11 protein-coding genes and 1 riboswitch are annotated in these 16,849 nt (G+C 41.0%); of the genes, 10 read left to right on the top strand and 1 reads right to left on the bottom strand.

The annotated features are described in order from the left end of the window. Positions 1-33: 33 nt before the first annotated feature. Positions 34-131: riboswitch (TPP riboswitch) on the top strand. Positions 132-190: 59 nt separating this feature from the next. The 6 genes from thiB to rluA all read left to right on the top strand — a co-directional run bounded on the left by thiB (position 191) and on the right by rluA (position 10,074). After that, on the top strand, positions 191-1,195 hold the full coding sequence (gene thiB, locus DD649_RS10095; RefSeq protein WP_294106813.1) for a thiamine ABC transporter substrate binding subunit: 1,005 nt from the start codon (positions 191-193) through the stop codon (positions 1,193-1,195). Beyond that, positions 1,171-2,775: a thiamine/thiamine pyrophosphate ABC transporter permease ThiP gene (thiP, locus tag DD649_RS10090; protein ID WP_294106811.1), complete on the top strand. Its 1,605-nt coding sequence runs from the start codon at positions 1,171-1,173 to the stop codon at positions 2,773-2,775. Before thiB ends, thiP begins: the two co-directional genes overlap by 25 nt. Further along, complete coding sequence (thiQ, locus tag DD649_RS10085) at positions 2,768-3,466, top strand: thiamine ABC transporter ATP-binding protein ThiQ (RefSeq protein WP_294106809.1); 699 nt, start codon at positions 2,768-2,770, stop codon at positions 3,464-3,466. Before thiP ends, thiQ begins: the two co-directional genes overlap by 8 nt. 75 nt (positions 3,467-3,541) lie before the next feature. Then, positions 3,542-5,893, top strand: coding sequence for a DNA polymerase II (locus DD649_RS10080; protein WP_294106807.1), 2,352 nt, complete (start codon positions 3,542-3,544; stop codon positions 5,891-5,893). Between the two features lie 390 nt (positions 5,894-6,283). Continuing rightward, on the top strand, positions 6,284-9,190 hold the full coding sequence (rapA, locus tag DD649_RS10075) for an RNA polymerase-associated protein RapA (protein ID WP_294106805.1): 2,907 nt from the start codon (positions 6,284-6,286) through the stop codon (positions 9,188-9,190). Positions 9,191-9,420: 230 nt separating this feature from the next. Continuing rightward, positions 9,421-10,074, top strand: coding sequence for a bifunctional tRNA pseudouridine(32) synthase/23S rRNA pseudouridine(746) synthase RluA (gene rluA / locus DD649_RS10070; protein WP_294106804.1), 654 nt, complete (start codon positions 9,421-9,423; stop codon positions 10,072-10,074). Between the two features lie 217 nt (positions 10,075-10,291). Here the strand turns inward: rluA and djlA are convergent, their stop codons facing one another. After that, positions 10,292-11,107: a co-chaperone DjlA gene (djlA, locus tag DD649_RS10065; protein ID WP_294106802.1), complete on the bottom strand. Its 816-nt coding sequence runs from the start codon at positions 11,105-11,107 to the stop codon at positions 10,292-10,294. Between the two features lie 209 nt (positions 11,108-11,316). Here djlA and lptD point away from each other — a divergent pair, with 209 nt between their 5' ends. The 4 genes from lptD to rsmA all read left to right on the top strand — a co-directional run bounded on the left by lptD (position 11,317) and on the right by rsmA (position 16,832). Beyond that, a complete protein-coding gene (gene lptD / locus DD649_RS10060; RefSeq protein ID WP_336430539.1) occupies positions 11,317-13,665 on the top strand; it encodes an LPS assembly protein LptD in 2,349 nt (782 codons plus the stop codon). A 68-nt stretch (positions 13,666-13,733) separates the two neighbouring features. Further along, on the top strand, positions 13,734-15,050 hold the full coding sequence (surA, locus tag DD649_RS10055) for a peptidylprolyl isomerase SurA (protein WP_294106800.1): 1,317 nt from the start codon (positions 13,734-13,736) through the stop codon (positions 15,048-15,050). After that, a complete protein-coding gene (gene pdxA, locus DD649_RS10050; protein WP_336430492.1) occupies positions 15,034-16,026 on the top strand; it encodes a 4-hydroxythreonine-4-phosphate dehydrogenase PdxA in 993 nt (330 codons plus the stop codon). Before surA ends, pdxA begins: the two co-directional genes overlap by 17 nt. Further along, on the top strand, positions 16,023-16,832 hold the full coding sequence (rsmA, locus tag DD649_RS10045) for a 16S rRNA (adenine(1518)-N(6)/adenine(1519)-N(6))-dimethyltransferase RsmA (RefSeq protein ID WP_294106796.1): 810 nt from the start codon (positions 16,023-16,025) through the stop codon (positions 16,830-16,832). Before pdxA ends, rsmA begins: the two co-directional genes overlap by 4 nt. The last annotated feature ends 17 nt before the right edge of the window (positions 16,833-16,849 follow it).

The raw sequence follows: 16,849 nt of genomic DNA, 5'->3' as shown, positions 1-16,849 counted from the left end.
TTTGCAGATATGTCTGAAGTCACTACAATAGTAAGCGTCTCAACGGGGTGCCTAAATATATTTGGCTGAGAAATAACCCGTAGAACCTGATCCGGCTAATACCGGCGTAGGGATTTGAGCTACCGCCTGTAAACACAGCGCGGTTCCCCCTCAAATCCTGTGTATTTTTATTTTTAGCGCAGGAAAACAAATGTTTAAAAATAAGCTTTTTACCTATCTTATCGCTTTAAATGTACTGACTTTTGCACATTTATCATGGGCAGAGAAACCGACATTAACTATTTACACCTATGATTCATTTGCAGCTGAATGGGGCCCTGGACCTCAAATCAAAAAGAGTTTTGAAGCTCAATGTGATTGTGAATTAAAATTAGTCTCGCTAGGCGATGGTGTTTCTTTACTTAACCGCTTGCGAATGGAAGGTAAAAAAAGCAAAGCCGATATCATTTTAGGTTTAGATAACAACCTAATTGATTCTGCCGAAAAAACCGAATTATTTGCACCAGCAGACATAAGTACCGATGCCCTCAAGCTACCCATTAAATGGAATAACCCAATTTTTATTCCCTATGATTATGGTTACTTTGCATTTATTTATGACACCAATAAAATCAAACAACCGCCAAAAAGCATGAATGAATTATTAACAAGCAAAAATAATTGGAAAATTATTTATCAGGACCCCCGTACGAGTACTCCAGGATTAGGTTTAATGTTATGGATTGAAAAGCTGTATGGCGATAAATCTGCTGATGCATGGAAAAATATGTCAGAAAAAACTCTTACAGTGACTAAAGGTTGGAGCGAAGCATACGGCCTATTCTTAAAGGGTGAAGGAGATTTTGTACTAAGCTATACCGCATCGCCTGGGTATCAAATGCTTAATGATAATAAAGATAATTATGCTGCTGCCTTATTTGATGAAGGGCATTATATGCAGATTGAAGTTGCGGCTAGACTTAAAAATAGTCCACAACCTGAGCTGGCTAAACAATTCCTAAAATTCATGTTAACACCTGAATTTCAAAACACTTTACCAACAACCAACTGGATGTATCCAGTAACTGATGTTCCATTACCGGATGTCTATAACCGGTTACCACTACCCAAAAAATCACTGCAATTTAGTGCGCAAGAAGTTGCCAAAGAACGTCAATCATGGACTCGTTTATGGCAAAGCGCCGTCAGTCGTTAATTAACTCATCACTGTTACCGGGAGTACTAGCTTCCGGTTTATTAGTGGCGGTTGCATCACTAGCCTTCGGTGCGCTATGGCACTTTGCACCCGAAATTGCTATTGATGAGATCATAAATGACAGCTATTTATGGCATGTGATTGGCTTTACCTTTTGGCAAGCCTTTTTATCTGCAATTTTCTCGGTGCTCCCTGCTATTTTACTTGCAAGAGCTCTTTATCGAAGGCGATTTTTTGGTAGAACACTATTTATTCGCTTATGTGCCATGACATTGGTACTGCCTGTTCTTGTCGCTGTCTTTGGTATTCTCTCCATATATGGACAAACAGGCTGGCTAGCAAAACTATGCCAATTATTTGGTTTAGAATATACTTTTTCGCCTTATGGCTTAAAGGGCATTTTACTCGCTCACATTTTTTTTAATATGCCGTTAGCGACTCGAATGCTATTACAGTCATTAGAAAATATTGCTATCGAACAACGTCAAAGTGCAGCGCAATTAGGCTTTAATGAGTGGCAACAATTTACTATCTTAGAATGGCCTTATTTACGTAGGCAAATTCTACCTACTGCATCATTAATATTTATGTTGTGCTTTGCCAGCTTTGCAACAGTATTAGCCTTAGGCGGCGGTCCTGCGGCGACTACCATCGAATTGGCTATATATCAGTCTCTCAGTTACGACTTTGATCTTGGCCGAGCGACAATACTCGCTTTAATTCAGCTTTTTTTCTGTGTTGGCTTAATGTTTATATGCCAAAAAATAAACAATTTATTCTCTGTTGGCTTTAGTCACCAAACTCATTGGTACGATCCTGCTGATAATTTATTTCGCCGTCTCCGTGATGCTTTATTAATTATTGCTGCGATGTTGCTATTACTTCCACCACTTTTAGCCGTTATTTTTGATGGTTTAAACGGTCAGTTAATCTCTGTTTTTAGCCAATCAGCACTATGGCAAGCGACCTCAACATCATTAATTATTGCGCTTTGCGCTGGATTACTTTGTGTACTATTAACATTAATGCTGCTTTGGAGCAGCCGAGAGCTTCGATTACGCCAAGCTATTAGGATTGGTCAAGCCATAGAACTTAGTGGCTTAATTATTCTAGCTATGCCAGGTATTGTTCTTGCTACTGGTTTTTTCATCTTTTTTAATGAAACTATTGGGATACCGGAGTCTCCTTACGCATTGGTAATTATGACGAACGCCTTACTCGCTATTCCTTATGCCCTCAAAGTACTCGAAAACCCAATGAGAGATATTGCTGAGCGCTATAACCCGCTTTGCCAATCTTTGGCTATCAGTGGGTTTAAACGTTTTAAAATAATAGAGTTAAAAGCACTCAAAAAACCCATAGCACAAGCGTTAGCCTTTGCTTGTGTCATATCCATTGGCGATTTTGGCGTTGTCGCTCTATTTGGAAATGAGGATTTTCGTACGCTTCCTTATTATCTTTATCAACAAATTGGGGCTTATCGTACTAACGATGGCGCAGTGACCGCAATGCTATTGTTATTATTGTGTTTTTGTTTATTTAGCTTGCTCGAACGTATCTCAGGAAAAAATAATGATTAAATTAACTAAACTGGATTACCAGTACGATAACCTGAATATGTATTTTGATTTTGCGGCCGAGGCTGGTGAAAGGATTGCCGTAATGGGGCCAAGTGGTGCAGGTAAAAGTACCTTATTAAGTCTGATTAGTGGTTTTCAATTTGCCCAAAATGGGACTATCCAATTAAATGGTTATGATCATAGCGCTACCCCACCAGCTAAGCGCCCTGTTTCGATGCTATTTCAAGAGAATAATTTATTTGCTCATTTAACTGTTAGGCAAAATATTGGACTTGGTCTGTACCCAAGCTTACGATTAAAAAAAGATCAAATGCAGCAAATTGAAGAGATGGCAGAACAAGTCAGCCTAAGCCCCCACCTTGATAGACTTCCAGCCCAATTATCGGGAGGACAACGTCAACGAGCAGCCCTTGCACGTTGTCTGATTCGCAACCAACCTATTTTATTGTTAGACGAACCGTTTTCAGCACTAGACCCTGCACTTCGTAACGAAATGCTCTCGCTACTAGACGAAATTTGTTCAGCAAAAGAAATCACATTAATAATGGTTTCACATAATATTGAAGATGCGCTGAAAATAGCACCAAGAACCTTAGTTATTTCAGAGGGTAAAATTGCCTATGATGGTAGTACTACTCAGCTGTTACAAGGAAATAACCCTGCATCCAAACTGCTTGGGGTCACACCTTAATCTAACAAAAAACACTGTATAAAAACCCACTAACGGTGTATATTAAGACTGCCGATAATTTCAACGAGTAAGCTAATGCCTCAACCCATGTCCCCTGCTGAAAAAGGCTTTATTCTTAGCCGTCACTGGAGAGATACCCGTCAGGGTGTTGAGGTCAGCTATTGGTTACTTACCGATAATCGTCCCCGTAAAATCACAGTACCTTATCAGCAAGCTATTGGTTTTTTATCTGAATCTAAATTGCCTATTGTTCGCCACCTTTTAGATGAGCAACCCAATGTTTCTTATCGACTCATTGAGTTAGCGGATTTTCAACGTGAAAAAGTCTACGCTATTTATTGCCATCAATACCGGCAATTACAGAATCTTGAAAAAAATTGTCTGGAGCTAGGTGTTGAGTTGCTTGAAACAGACATTCGCCCCTGTGAACGCTACCTCATGGAACGCTTCATAACAGCTCCTGTCTGGTTTTCACGTAATTCACAAGGTGAATATCAACTAAAACCTTGCGATGAATACCGTCCCATCATTAAAGCCGTATCACTCGATATAGAAACTAGCCAATATGGTGAACTTTACTCAATCGGTTTATCGGGCTGCAATGATAGCGTGGTATTTATGTTAGGCCCTGATCAAGGCCCTTCATTAAATTCGGATCATCGTTTAGTTTACGTTGATAGCAGACCAAAACTACTCGATAAACTTAACGAATGGATGCAACAGTATGATCCCGATGCCATCATTGGCTGGAATTTAATTCAGTTCGACTTACAGGTTCTACAAAAACATGCACTACGCTATGGGATCCCACTATTATTTGGTCGCCAAGGACAAAAACTGGAATGGCGCGAACATGGCTTTAAACAAGGCGTTTTTTTTGCTTCCGCACAAGGACGTCTTATCATTGATGGAATTGATGCATTAAAAGCGGCGACATGGAGCTTTTCGTCATTCAGTTTAGAGTTTGTAGCTCAACAATTACTGGGGGAAGGAAAAGCTATTGATACCCCTTATGACCGAATGGATGAAATTAACCGCCGCTTTGCAGATGATAAACCCGCACTCGCACACTACAATATTCAAGACTGTATCTTAGTTCATCGAATTTTTGAAAAAACAGATTTAATGGCATTCTTACAAGAACGCTCAAATGTAACGGGGCTTGCCACAGATAGAATGGGCGGTTCAGTGGCTGCTTTTTCACATTTATATATTCCACGATTGCATCGCCTTGGTTTTGTCGCACCTAATTTAACAGAACAAAAACAGCAGCTTAATCCGGGTGGTTTTGTAATGGACTCACAGCCTGGGCTGTATGATTCAGTTTTGGTTCTAGATTATAAAAGCCTTTACCCGTCGATAATTCGTACTTTTTTGATAGATCCGGCAGGAATGATCGAAGGACTCGCTCACCCAGACCAACAGCACTCTGTTTCAGGTTTTCGTAACGCATGGTTCTCACGTTCTGTACATTGTTTGCCCAGTATTGTTAGTCACATTTGGCAAGAAAGAGATAAAGCTAAAAAAGAACATAATGCCCCACTTTCTCAAGCACTAAAAATCATTATGAATGCATTTGCTGGAGTGCTTGGTGCTGAAGGTTGCCGTTTTTTTGACCCGCGCCTAACCGCTTCGATTACAATGCGTGGACACGAGATAATGCGTATAACTAAACAGCTAATTGAATCTCAGGGTTATCAAGTGATCTACGGTGATACTGATTCCACTTTTGTCTGGTTACGAGAAGCTCATACAGAGGAACAAGCACAAAAAATTGGTTATAACCTACGTGATTACGTCAATGACTGGTGGGTAAAGCATTTGCACGATGAATGGCAGCTCGATGGTGTTTTGGAATTAGAGTATGAAACTCACTATCGACGTTTTTTAATGCCAACGATACGAGGTGCTGAAATGGGCAGTAAAAAGCGTTATGCAGGGCTCAGTAAAGACACCATGATATTTAAAGGGCTAGAAACCATTCGCTCAGACTGGACTCCACTGGCTCAGATTTTCCAAAAAGAACTTTATTCACGAATTTTTCATCGATTACCCTACCGCGAGTTTATTCTTGAATATGTCCAAGCAATTCGTTTAGGCCGTTATGATGATCGCTTAGTTTATCGTAAGCGCTTACGCCGAAAACTGTCGGATTATCAACGCAATGTACCACCACATGTAAGAGCAGCACGACAAGCCGATGAGTATAATTTAAAACTACAGCGACCGCAGCAGTATCAAAATGGGGGCTGGATAAGCTATATTATTACGCAAGCAGGACCAGAACCACTTGAAATTGTCACTGCCCGCCCTGATTATGAACATTATATAGCCAAGCAAATCAAACCAATTGCGGATGCCATTTTACCATTCTTACAAGATGACTTTGACGCGATATCAACCGGACAAATTACACTTTTATTTTAAATGTTTAATGCCTTTATTTTAAACCCACAACGCTTTTATTTTAAGCAATTGACAGTATTCTTTATAACATTGACGTTTTTTAACAGGTGACGATAGGCCTCGCTTGAATTAATATAACGCCCCTTTGATATCTCGCACTTCACTACTACACAGTTTAACGAGAGAATTAACTATACTACCGAAATTCAATGCTTGTGCATGTTGACTCCATACAGCTTGGATTATAGAGAATAAATAATTGTCCACAGGACACTGGCTATTTTTTAACGTTCGAATTATCCCTTGTTTTACTAACATCGGATTTATCAACACAGGGCGAAGACATTAGTAAAAATTGTCTTAAAAAAATCTAAAAATAAACTATCAAAATTATGGAATTAAGTTAAACCTATGCCATTTACCCTTGGTCAACGCTGGATAAGCGACACAGAAAGCGAACTTGGATTAGGCGCCGTTGTGGCTATTGATGCCCGTATGGTGACTTTGCTCTTCCCTGCAAGTGGAGAAAATAGACTCTACTCACGCAATGACGCTCCAATTACTCGAGTCATGTTCAACGAAGGTGACACCATTACCAGCCATGAAGGCTGGCAGCTTCAAATTGAAAGTATTGAAGAAGATAACGGTTTGCTGACTTATAAAGGTACTCGTTTAGATACCCAAGAAGCTGACATTAGCCTAAGAGAAGTTTTTCTCGACAGTAAACTGACCTTCAATAAACCGCAAGACCGACTATTTGCGGGTCAAATTGATAGAATGGATCGCTTTGCATTACGTTTTCGCGCTCGTAAATTCTATAGTGAACAAGTTAAGCATCAATCTACTGGTTTACGAGGTATTCGTGCCAGTTTGATCCCACATCAACTTCATATTGCTAATGAAGTTGGCAAGCGCCACCATCCACGCGTATTACTTGCGGATGAAGTTGGTTTAGGTAAAACCATCGAAGCAGGTATGATAATTCACCAGCAATTGATGGCAGGTCGTGCTGAGCGTATCTTAGTCATCGTACCTGATAGCTTGCAGCACCAGTGGTTAGTTGAAATGCTACGCCGCTTTAACCTACGTTTTTCACTGTTTGATGATAGCCGTTATAGCGAAGCACAACACGATAGCGATAACCCATTTGAAACTGAGCAGTTAGTTTTATGCTCCCTTGATTTTGTTCGTCGCAACAAACAACGCTTTGATCAACTAGTTGAAGCCGGTTGGGATATGATGGTTGTCGATGAGGCGCATCACTTACAGTGGAGCGAGACCGCACCTAGTCGTGAATACCAAGTCATTGAAACATTAGCAGAACATGTTCCCTCGATTCTTCTATTAACCGCAACCCCAGAACAACTTGGCCAAGAAAGCCACTTTGCACGCTTGCGTTTGCTTGATCCTAGCCGTTTTCATGACTATGAAGAATTTATTGCAGAACAAGATAATTACCGCCCAGTTGCTGATGCAGTATCATTACTCCTTTCAGGCGATAAACTGACGAATGAACAGCAAAATCTTCTCAATGAATTAATTAAAGAGCAAGATATTGAACCTTTGCTAAAAGCCGCAAACATTGAAGGTGAAGACGGCACTGCTGCACGTCAAGAGCTTACCAATATGTTGATGGATAGACACGGAACTAGCCGACTACTATTTAGAAACACACGTAATGGTGTTAAAGGTTTTCCTCGCCGTGAATTACATTCGCTAAAAATGCCACTTCCGACCCAATATCAAACTGCAATTAAAGTTGCAGGTATTATGGGTTCGAAAAAAGATCTGGAAACACGCGCCAAAGAAATGCTATACCCCGAGCAAATTTATCAAGAGTTTGAAGGGGAAAATGCAACTTGGTGGAACTTTGATCCACGCGTTGAATGGCTCATGGGCTTCCTCACAGCAAATCGTCATGAAAAAGTATTAGTTATTTGTGCCAAAGCCGCGACAGCATTACAACTTGAGCAAATATTACGTGAACGTGAAGCAATTCGTGCCGCAGTATTCCATGAAGGTTTATCGTTATTAGAACGTGATCGAGCGGCAGCTTACTTTGCATCGCAAGAAGAAGGCGCACAGGTATTATTGTGCTCTGAAATTGGATCTGAAGGCCGTAACTTCCAGTTCGCTAACCAGCTAGTCATGTTTGACCTGCCTTTCAATCCAGACTTATTAGAACAACGTATTGGTCGTTTAGACCGGATTGGACAAAATCGCGATATCACCATCAATGTACCTTACTTAGAAAATACCGCACAATTGGTTCTACTACGTTGGTTCCACGAAGGATTAGATGCTTTTGAGCATACTTGTCCAACTGGCCGTGCTATTTATGATAAGTACTATCAACAATTATTGCAGTTTATGGCTGAACCTACAGCGATGGATGGTTTTGATGAATTTATTAAAACCTGCCGTGAAGAGCATGACTCGCTAAAATTACAGCTTGAGCAAGGTCGTGATCGCTTGCTTGAAATGCATTCAAATGGTGGTGAATCGGGTAATCGCCTTGCAGAAGAGATTGGTGCAGGTGACAACGATACTGAATTAGTTAATTTTGCCCTTAATCTTTTTGATATCGTTGGTATTAACCAAGAAGATAAAAGTGATAATTTAATTATCTTAACACCTTCTGACCACATGCTAGTTCCTGATTTCCCTGGACTACCACAAGATGGCTGCACTATTACCTTTGACCGAGAGCAAGCCCTTTCTCGCGAAGATACACAGTTTATCAGTTGGGAACATCCGATTATTCGCAATGGTCTTGATTTAGTATTATCGGGTGATACTGGTAGCTGTGCTGTTTCATTATTGAAAAATAAAGCATTACCTGTCGGTACGTTACTCACTGAGTTGGTGTATGTAGTTGAAGCTCAAGCACCTAAAAACTTGCAAATTAGCCGTTTTTTACCTGCAACACCAGTGCGGTTACTAATTGACTTAAAAGGTAATAATTTATCCTCTCAAGTTGAATTTGAAAGCTTTAACCGTCAGCTAAATTCCATTAATCGTCATATGGCGAGTAAATTAGTCAATGCGGTACAAAATGAAGTGCATTCCGTTTTGCGCCTCTCAGAGCCAATGATTGAACAAGAAGCAAAAGTGATTATTGCACAAGCTAAAGAAGTTGCGGATAAAGCGCTAACACTTGAGCTCTCTCGCCTAGAAGCACTCAAAGCGGTGAATCCAAATATCCGCGATGAAGAGCTAGAGATTATTGAAGAAGAGCGCCAACTGTTAATGACTAATATTGAGCAAGCGACATGGCGACTTGATGCGATTCGTTTAGTTGTAGTCACGCACCAATAAAGTAATGAAGGTCGAGTGTCATATGTTTATGTAATTCGGCGACTAACCTAAAGATCTACAACTCGAAATCAGTAGTATTTTATTTATATTATTAAAAGGATATTACCCTAAATAATTCGAGTTGTAGGTAGGCGGCAAACGAAGACGTCTTGGGGAGCATACACTAGTATGTGACCCAAGGGGCTGAGTGAAGCCAACACCCCTACAACTTGAAGTATGACGGGTATTTTATGATGTTACCTTATGATCCACCGACCGATCCTTGGCTCTATGTCCTCTACCAGGACGACCACATCATCGTTGTCAACAAACCAAGCGATCTACTCTCTGTGCCAGGTAAAGCGCCTGAGCACTTTGACAGTATTATGAGCCGAGTACAGCGTGATTATCCGACTGCTGAATCTGTTCATCGCTTAGACATGGCTACGAGCGGTGTCATGGTCGTTGCTCTTCATAAAGCGGCTGAGCGGGAACTTAAGCGTCAATTTAGAGAAAGGGAACCCAAAAAGCACTATATCGCTAGGGTGTGGGGCCATTTAGAAAAAGAAGAAGGATTGATTGATTTACCGTTGATTTGCGACTGGCCAAACAGACCAAAGCAAAAAGTGTGTTTCGAAACTGGAAAATCAGCGCAAACGGAATATCAAGTATTAGAATATGAAGAACAAGCTACTCGCGTAAGATTATCACCAATTACAGGCCGTTCACATCAGCTACGTGTTCACATGTTAGCGTTAGGACATCCTATCTTAGGGGATAGATTTTATGCTCACGATGAAGCTAAAGCATTAGCTCCTCGTTTACAGCTTCACGCACAAGCGCTTTATATCACTCATCCTGATTATGGCACGCCGATGCATTTTAGCTGCGAGCCCGATTTTTAATTCCATTCAATCGATTTATTATGCACTATATAATCAAAGCCGTAGCTAGATACTACGGCTTGATGAGCATTATTTATATCAATATATTTTTCGTAACCATACACACCAAAAACACCCCGCGTTATCGCTCGGCTACTCAGGGAGCCTGAAAAAATATGTGCCCCGAATAACTGAGTGAAGCCAACAACGCTTCGGCACGAAATATGATGGGTATGAGTTATTTGAAGCCACGCTCTTTCTTCACAAGATCATAAGCTGCTTGAATTGATTGCGCTTTTTGCTTAGCTATTTCCATCATTTCCGGTGGTAAACCTTTTGCAACTAATTTATCTGGATGATGTTCAGTCATCAGCTTACGGTAGGCGCGTTTAATTTTTGTTGGATCGTCACTCGGAGACACGCCAAGCACTTTACAAGCATCTTCAAGGGTAGGTCCACTTGATTGCTGATAATAGCCACCTGATTGCTGCTGCGAATAACCCTGACCAAATTGACGGCCACTTTGGATCATATCGAGGAACTGTTCAAACTGAACTTTTGAAATACCCAATTCTTCGGCAATAATAAACAGCACTTTTCTTTCATTCGGATGCAAGTTGCCATCCGCGAAAGCAGCTTGCAATTGAATTTCCAGAAACATCTGAATCAAGTCAAATCGACCGTAACATGCCATACGTAATTGCTTGAGGACATCTCTCAATGGAAAGTCTGGTGATTTACCTTCTCTAAAAGCCTGTTGAGCAGCTTTTCGTGTCTCACCATGAAGTTGCATTCTATCCATTAAATTTGTAGCGAGCTGTATATCAGTCTCGGTTACACGCCCTTTTGACTTGGTTAAATGTCCAAGAATTTGAAAGGTGCTCGCAAAGAAAATAATCTGCCTGTCACGCTTATTCATGCCACCCGAAAATTTACGTTGTGCGGATGCTTTATCAAATCCGTGCCCAATAATTAAACCAACTAAAGCGCCCCAAAACCCTAAACCAGAGACGATTGCCAGTATGACACCAATAATTTTGCCCCAATAGTGCATATATCCCTCAATTCTTCAATGCTCAGAATGCAATTTTGCATTATCATACTATTCATTTTGCTGTTATGCATAACAACTATGTTCATAACGACTATGTTCTAGCTACCCACACGTAAAGTTTATGATTATACTGGCGCAAAGTAATTGGCTAAGTTAGTCTTTGAGCGTTTGCCGACTATGCCTACTCTGACGGAACCGCATATTTAATGATGAAGAAAAGTTACCCAACAATACTTGCCACCATGGTGTGGGCGGCAATTTATAGTCAGCAAGCCTATGCTGACCTCGCTGAGCAATGCATGCTGGGCGTGCCGGTTTATACTAAACCAATTATTAAAGGCGATCCCAACACCTTGCCTATTCAAATAACAGCAGAAGATGTTCAAGGTGAATATCCAAACTTTGTTGAATATAAAGGCGATGTTGATATACAACAGGGAAATCAGACATTAACCGCTGATAACGTTAAGCTCACACAAACTCAAGCAACAGGTGCTGAACCTGTTCGTGAAGTCACTGCGACGGGTAATGTTCATTATGATGACCCGCAAATTATCCTAAAAGGCCCTTCAGCTTGGTCTAATTTGGATAATAAAAATACTGATGTAAATGATGGTAACTACATGATGGTAGGCCGTCAGGGTCGCGGTGACGCAAAAAAAATGAAAATGCGTGGAGAAAACCGCTATTCCATCATGGAAAACGGGACTTTCACCACCTGCTTACCGGGAACCAATAGTTGGAGCATCAAAGGTTCTGAAGTCATTATCGACCGTGAAGAAGAAGTTGCAGAAATTTGGCATGCACGTTTCCGTGTAGGTGATGTACCGATTTTTTATAGCCCATACATGCAATTGCCAATTGGAAATAAACGCCGCTCCGGTTTCTTAATTCCAACAGGAAGTTATTCCTCTAATGATGGATTAGAGTTTTCTCTGCCTTATTATTGGAATATTGCACCTAACTACGATGCCACTATCACACCTCAGTTTATGACTCACCGAGGTGTTAAACTCAATAATGAATTCCGTTATTTAGTTGCGCCGGGGACAGGAACGGTTGCATTCGACTTCATCAACCATGATCGTGCCTATATTAAAGATAAAGAAAGTAACAAACGTGATGCTCGAGATAGTAATGACCGTTGGCTATTTTATTGGAATCATTCAGGTACCTATAACCAGCATTGGAACTTCAATGCTGACTACACCAAAGTGAGTGATCCTCAATACTTTACTGATTTTAGTTCTCAGTATGGTAATACCACTGACGGCTATGCGACACAAAAATTCAGTACAGGCTATTCGGATACTAACTGGAATGCTAAATTAACTCATAAACAATTCCAAATTTTTGTTGATGACCCTAACCGACGTGCTTATAAAGCCGAGCCACAGCTGGATTTAAACTTTTATAAAAATAACTTAGGGGCATTTGATGTTCATACCTATGCACAAGCAGCACGCTTTACGAGCGTAGGTAAAAATAACCCTGATGCGACGCGTTTACATCTTGAGCCCGAGGTAAATTTACCTTTATCAAATGGTTGGGCTAATATGAACAATAGCTTCAAATTGTTCGCCACACATTATGACCAAGATATTCCTAGCACTAATAAAGATAGCAACTTAGAAAAAAATATCACTCGTGTCCTACCAATGTTTAAAAGTGACGCGAAAGTTGTTTTCGAAAGAGATCTTTACCAAGGCAGTGATTACGTACAAACATTAGAGCCTCGCGTTCAATATTTGTATATTCCGTATAAAGATCAAGACAACATCAATAACTTCGACTCCTCATTATTACAGTCGGATTATAGCGGTTTATTCCGTGATAGAATTTATAGTGGTCTTGACCGTATTGCATCAGCAAATCAGTTTACAACTGGTGTAACAACCCGCCTGTATGATGATGCACTTGCGGAACGTTTTAATTTCTCTGTTGGGCAAATTTACTACTTCGAGCGCCCTCGCGCTGGTGATACTAACCGCCCAATTGATGATAAAAGTAATACGGGTTCACTACTGTGGGCCACTGACACAATGTGGCGTATTGACGAAAACTGGGGCATTCGTGGTGGATTGCAATATGACCGCCGCCTAGGTAATGTCACTATGGGTAATGCGGTAACTGAATATCGTTTCGACGCAGATCGCTTAATTCAATTGAATTATCGTTTTGTGGATCGTGATTATATTCAAGCTACCGTACTCAAAAAAGACACACTACCTGAGTACCAGCAAGGTATTTCACAAATTGGTACAGTTGTTAGTTGGCCGTTAAGTGAGCGTTGGGGCTTTGTTGGTTCATATTATTACGATACAAAACAACAACAATCTGCAAGTCAGCTTGTTGGACTGCAATACAATACATGCTGTTGGGCAGTCAATCTTGGCTATGAACGTAAAATTGTAGGTTGGCAAAATGATAAGCTCAACAGTGAATATGATAATAAATGGTCAATCAATGTTGAACTTAGAGGCCTAAATAACAATCATAGTTTAGGTAGTCAGGAAATGTTAAGTAAAGGTATTATGCCTTATCAACGTGCTTTCTGATAAAAGACAATTTGAATATCACGATTACCCCGCTTTTGCGGAATCAAAATCAATTTTATAGGACCATTATGAAGAATTGGAGAACGCTTATCCTGGGGCTGATGTTCACAAGCTCTGCTACTTTAGCTGCGCCACAGCAAATGGATAAAGTGGCTGCGGTCGTCAATAACGGAGTTGTGCTGGAAAGCGACGTCCAGAATATGATCAACACGGTTAAATTGAACGCACGCGGTGCTGGCCAACAAGTTCCTGATGATCAAGCTCTTCGTCATCAAATCGTTGAACGTCTGGTGATGGATAACATCATGTTGCAAATGGCAAACCAAATGCAAATCAACATCCCAGAAGAAGCGGTTAATGCGACGATTGCAGATATTGCGCGCCAAAACAACATCACCGTTGAGCAAATGCAAAAACGCTTAGTAGCTGATGGCATCAATATGGCTCAGTATCGTAGTGAAATTCGTAAAGAGATGCTGATTTCAGAAGTTCGTAATAACGAAGTTCGTCGCCGTGTGACTATTTTGCCACAAGAAGTTGATTCTCTTGCTGAACAAATGAATTCACAAGCCAACTACGAACAAGGCATGAATCTAAGCCATATCTTGATTCCATTACCTGAAAACCCAACCCAAGAACAGCTACAAAAAGCGGAAGCTTTAGTGAATAAAATTTTAGCTGAACTGAAAAAAGGCGGTGACTTCGGTAAGCTCGCTATTGCCTATTCAGCAGACCCACAAGCGCTCAAAGGCGGCAATATGGGTTGGTCACGTTTACAAGAACTCCCAGTTGTATTCGCTGAACAACTGAAAAATGCTAAAAAATCTGACATTGTAGGCCCTATCCGTTCTGGTGTGGGGTATCACATATTGCGTGTTAATGACATCAGCGGTGGTAATCAACCCATTTCAGTCACTGAAGTGAAAGCTCGCCATATCTTGATTAAATCATCACCAATTATGGATGATACGCAAGCAAGACAAAAACTGGTGCAAATTTCACAAGATATCCGTAGTGGAAAAATTTCATTTGAAGATGCAGCGAAAGAAAACTCAGAAGATCCAGGTAGTGCACTGAAAGGTGGTGAGTTAGGTTGGAATATGCCTGATGTTTACGACCCAGCATTTCGTGATGCACTGATGAAACTGAATAAAGGTGAGCTAAGCCAACCTGTTCCTTCAAACTTTGGCTGGCATTTAATTCAGTTAGAAGATACGCGTAATGTTGATAAAACAGATGCAGCGAAAAAAGATCAAGCCTATCGTTTACTGTTCAATCGCAAGTTTAATGAAGAAGCACAAACTTGGATGCAAGAGCAAAGAGCCTCTGCTTATGTAAACGTCATCGATGGTCGTGATAGCCAAAAAGATGAAAAAACTAATTAAGCCAATTGTTATAACCCCCGGTGAACCTGCCGGGGTCGGTCCTGACTTACTCATTCATCTCGCTCAAATGCAGTGGGATGTTGAGTTAGTCGCTTGTGCTGACCCAGATTTACTTCTCACTAGAGCTAAACTTCTTAACTTACCTTTAGTACTAAAAAATTATTCCGCGAATATATGCTCAGAGCCACAAGCCCCCGGAAGTTTATCGATTGTTCCTGTTCGCTTAAACGCTACAGTCACGCCCGGTATCTTAGATGTACAAAACGGTGACTATGTCGTTCAAACATTAGCAAGAGCTGCTGATGGCTGTTTAAACGGTGAGTTCTCCGCCATTGTGACAGGTCCAGTACATAAAGGAATAATCAATGACGCAGGTATTCCTTTTAGTGGTCATACTGAGTTTTTCGCACAAAGAAGTCATTGCGACCGCGTCGTTATGATGCTTGCCACGCAAGAACTACGTGTTGCATTAGCCACAACACACCTCCCATTAAAAGAGGTGTCTGACGCTATCAGCGAGCAAAGCTTGCAAGAAGTTATTACAATTTTGCATCATGATTTACAATCCAAATTTGGTATTAAAAATCCCAACATCTATGTTTGCGGCCTCAATCCTCATGCAGGAGAAGGCGGCCACATGGGCACAGAAGAAATTGATACCATCATACCCGCACTCGAAAACTTGAGAAAAAAAGGAATAAACCTCATAGGTCCACTTCCTGCTGATACATTATTTCAGCCCAAGTATTTAAATGACGCAGATGCCGTACTGGCGATGTATCACGATCAAGGCCTTCCTGTGCTAAAATACCAAGGTTTCGGCAGAGCGGTGAATATCACCCTAGGCCTGCCGTTTATCCGTACTTCTGTCGACCACGGCACAGCGCTAGAATTAGCAGGTACGGGTCATGCCGATGCGGGAAGTTTTATCACCGCATTGAAGTTAGCTATCCAGATGACACATAAGAATTCATGAATAATAGAGTCCACCAAGGGCACTTTGCCCGTAAACGTTTTGGTCAAAACTTTTTAACTGACCAATTTATTATCGACAGTATTGTAGATGCAATGAATCCGCAACACGGCCAGTCTGTTGTCGAAATTGGCCCCGGCCTAGGCGCATTAACAGAGCCTGTTGGTAGCCGAATGGATAAAATGACGGTCATTGAAATTGACCGTGATCTTGCCGCCCGTTTACACGTACACCCACAGCTTAAAGATAAGCTAACGATCATCCAGCAAGATGCGATGAAAGTCGATTTTAGCGAGTTAGCTAAAGAAGCTGGGCAACCACTGCGTGTATTTGGCAATCTGCCGTACAATATTTCCACACCATTAATGTTTCATTTATTCACTTTTACCGACTCCATTGCCGATATGAGTTTCATGTTACAAAAAGAAGTGGTGAATAGATTAGTTGCAGGTCCAGGTAGCAAGGCATTTGGTCGTCTGAGCGTAATGGCTCAATATTATTGCCATGTAATGCCTGTCTTGGAAGTACCACCAACTGCTTTTACACCCGCACCGAAAGTAGATTCAGCCATCGTTAAGCTTATTCCACATCGTGAAATTCCATATCCTGTTAAGGATATTAAATTTTTAAGCCGTGTTACAACGCAGGCATTCAATCAGCGCCGTAAAACAATCCGTAATAGCTTAGGTGATATATTCACAGTTGAAGAGCTCACTATGCTAGGTATTGATCCAGGCACTCGCGCTGAAAATATCTCTGTTGAAGCTTATTGTAAAATGGCAAATTATCTTTCTAATCGTTCAGTATAGAATATTGAAGGAGGGCA

Source organism: Providencia sp., assembly GCF_003533305.1.
Lineage (GTDB): Bacteria > Pseudomonadota > Gammaproteobacteria > Enterobacterales > Enterobacteriaceae > Providencia.
This window is presented reverse-complemented; position numbering and strand designations above follow the sequence as displayed.

Excerpts from the sequence above, each read along its gene's own strand:
- thiB (WP_294106813.1), top strand. The coding sequence starts at position 191 with ATGTTTAAAAATAAGCTTTTTACCTATCTTATCGCTTTAAATGTACTG.
- thiP (WP_294106811.1), top strand. The coding sequence starts at position 1,171 with ATGGCAAAGCGCCGTCAGTCGTTAATTAACTCATCACTGTTACCGGGA.
- thiQ (WP_294106809.1), top strand. The coding sequence starts at position 2,768 with ATGATTAAATTAACTAAACTGGATTACCAGTACGATAACCTGAATATG.
- DD649_RS10080 (WP_294106807.1), top strand. The coding sequence starts at position 3,542 with ATGCCTCAACCCATGTCCCCTGCTGAAAAAGGCTTTATTCTTAGCCGT.
- rapA (WP_294106805.1), top strand. The coding sequence starts at position 6,284 with ATGCCATTTACCCTTGGTCAACGCTGGATAAGCGACACAGAAAGCGAA.
- rluA (WP_294106804.1), top strand. The coding sequence starts at position 9,421 with ATGATGTTACCTTATGATCCACCGACCGATCCTTGGCTCTATGTCCTC.
- djlA (WP_294106802.1), bottom strand. The coding sequence starts at position 11,107 with ATGCACTATTGGGGCAAAATTATTGGTGTCATACTGGCAATCGTCTCT.
- lptD (WP_336430539.1), top strand. The coding sequence starts at position 11,317 with ATGAAGAAAAGTTACCCAACAATACTTGCCACCATGGTGTGGGCGGCA.
- surA (WP_294106800.1), top strand. The coding sequence starts at position 13,734 with ATGAAGAATTGGAGAACGCTTATCCTGGGGCTGATGTTCACAAGCTCT.
- pdxA (WP_336430492.1), top strand. The coding sequence starts at position 15,034 with ATGAAAAAACTAATTAAGCCAATTGTTATAACCCCCGGTGAACCTGCC.
- rsmA (WP_294106796.1), top strand. The coding sequence starts at position 16,023 with ATGAATAATAGAGTCCACCAAGGGCACTTTGCCCGTAAACGTTTTGGT.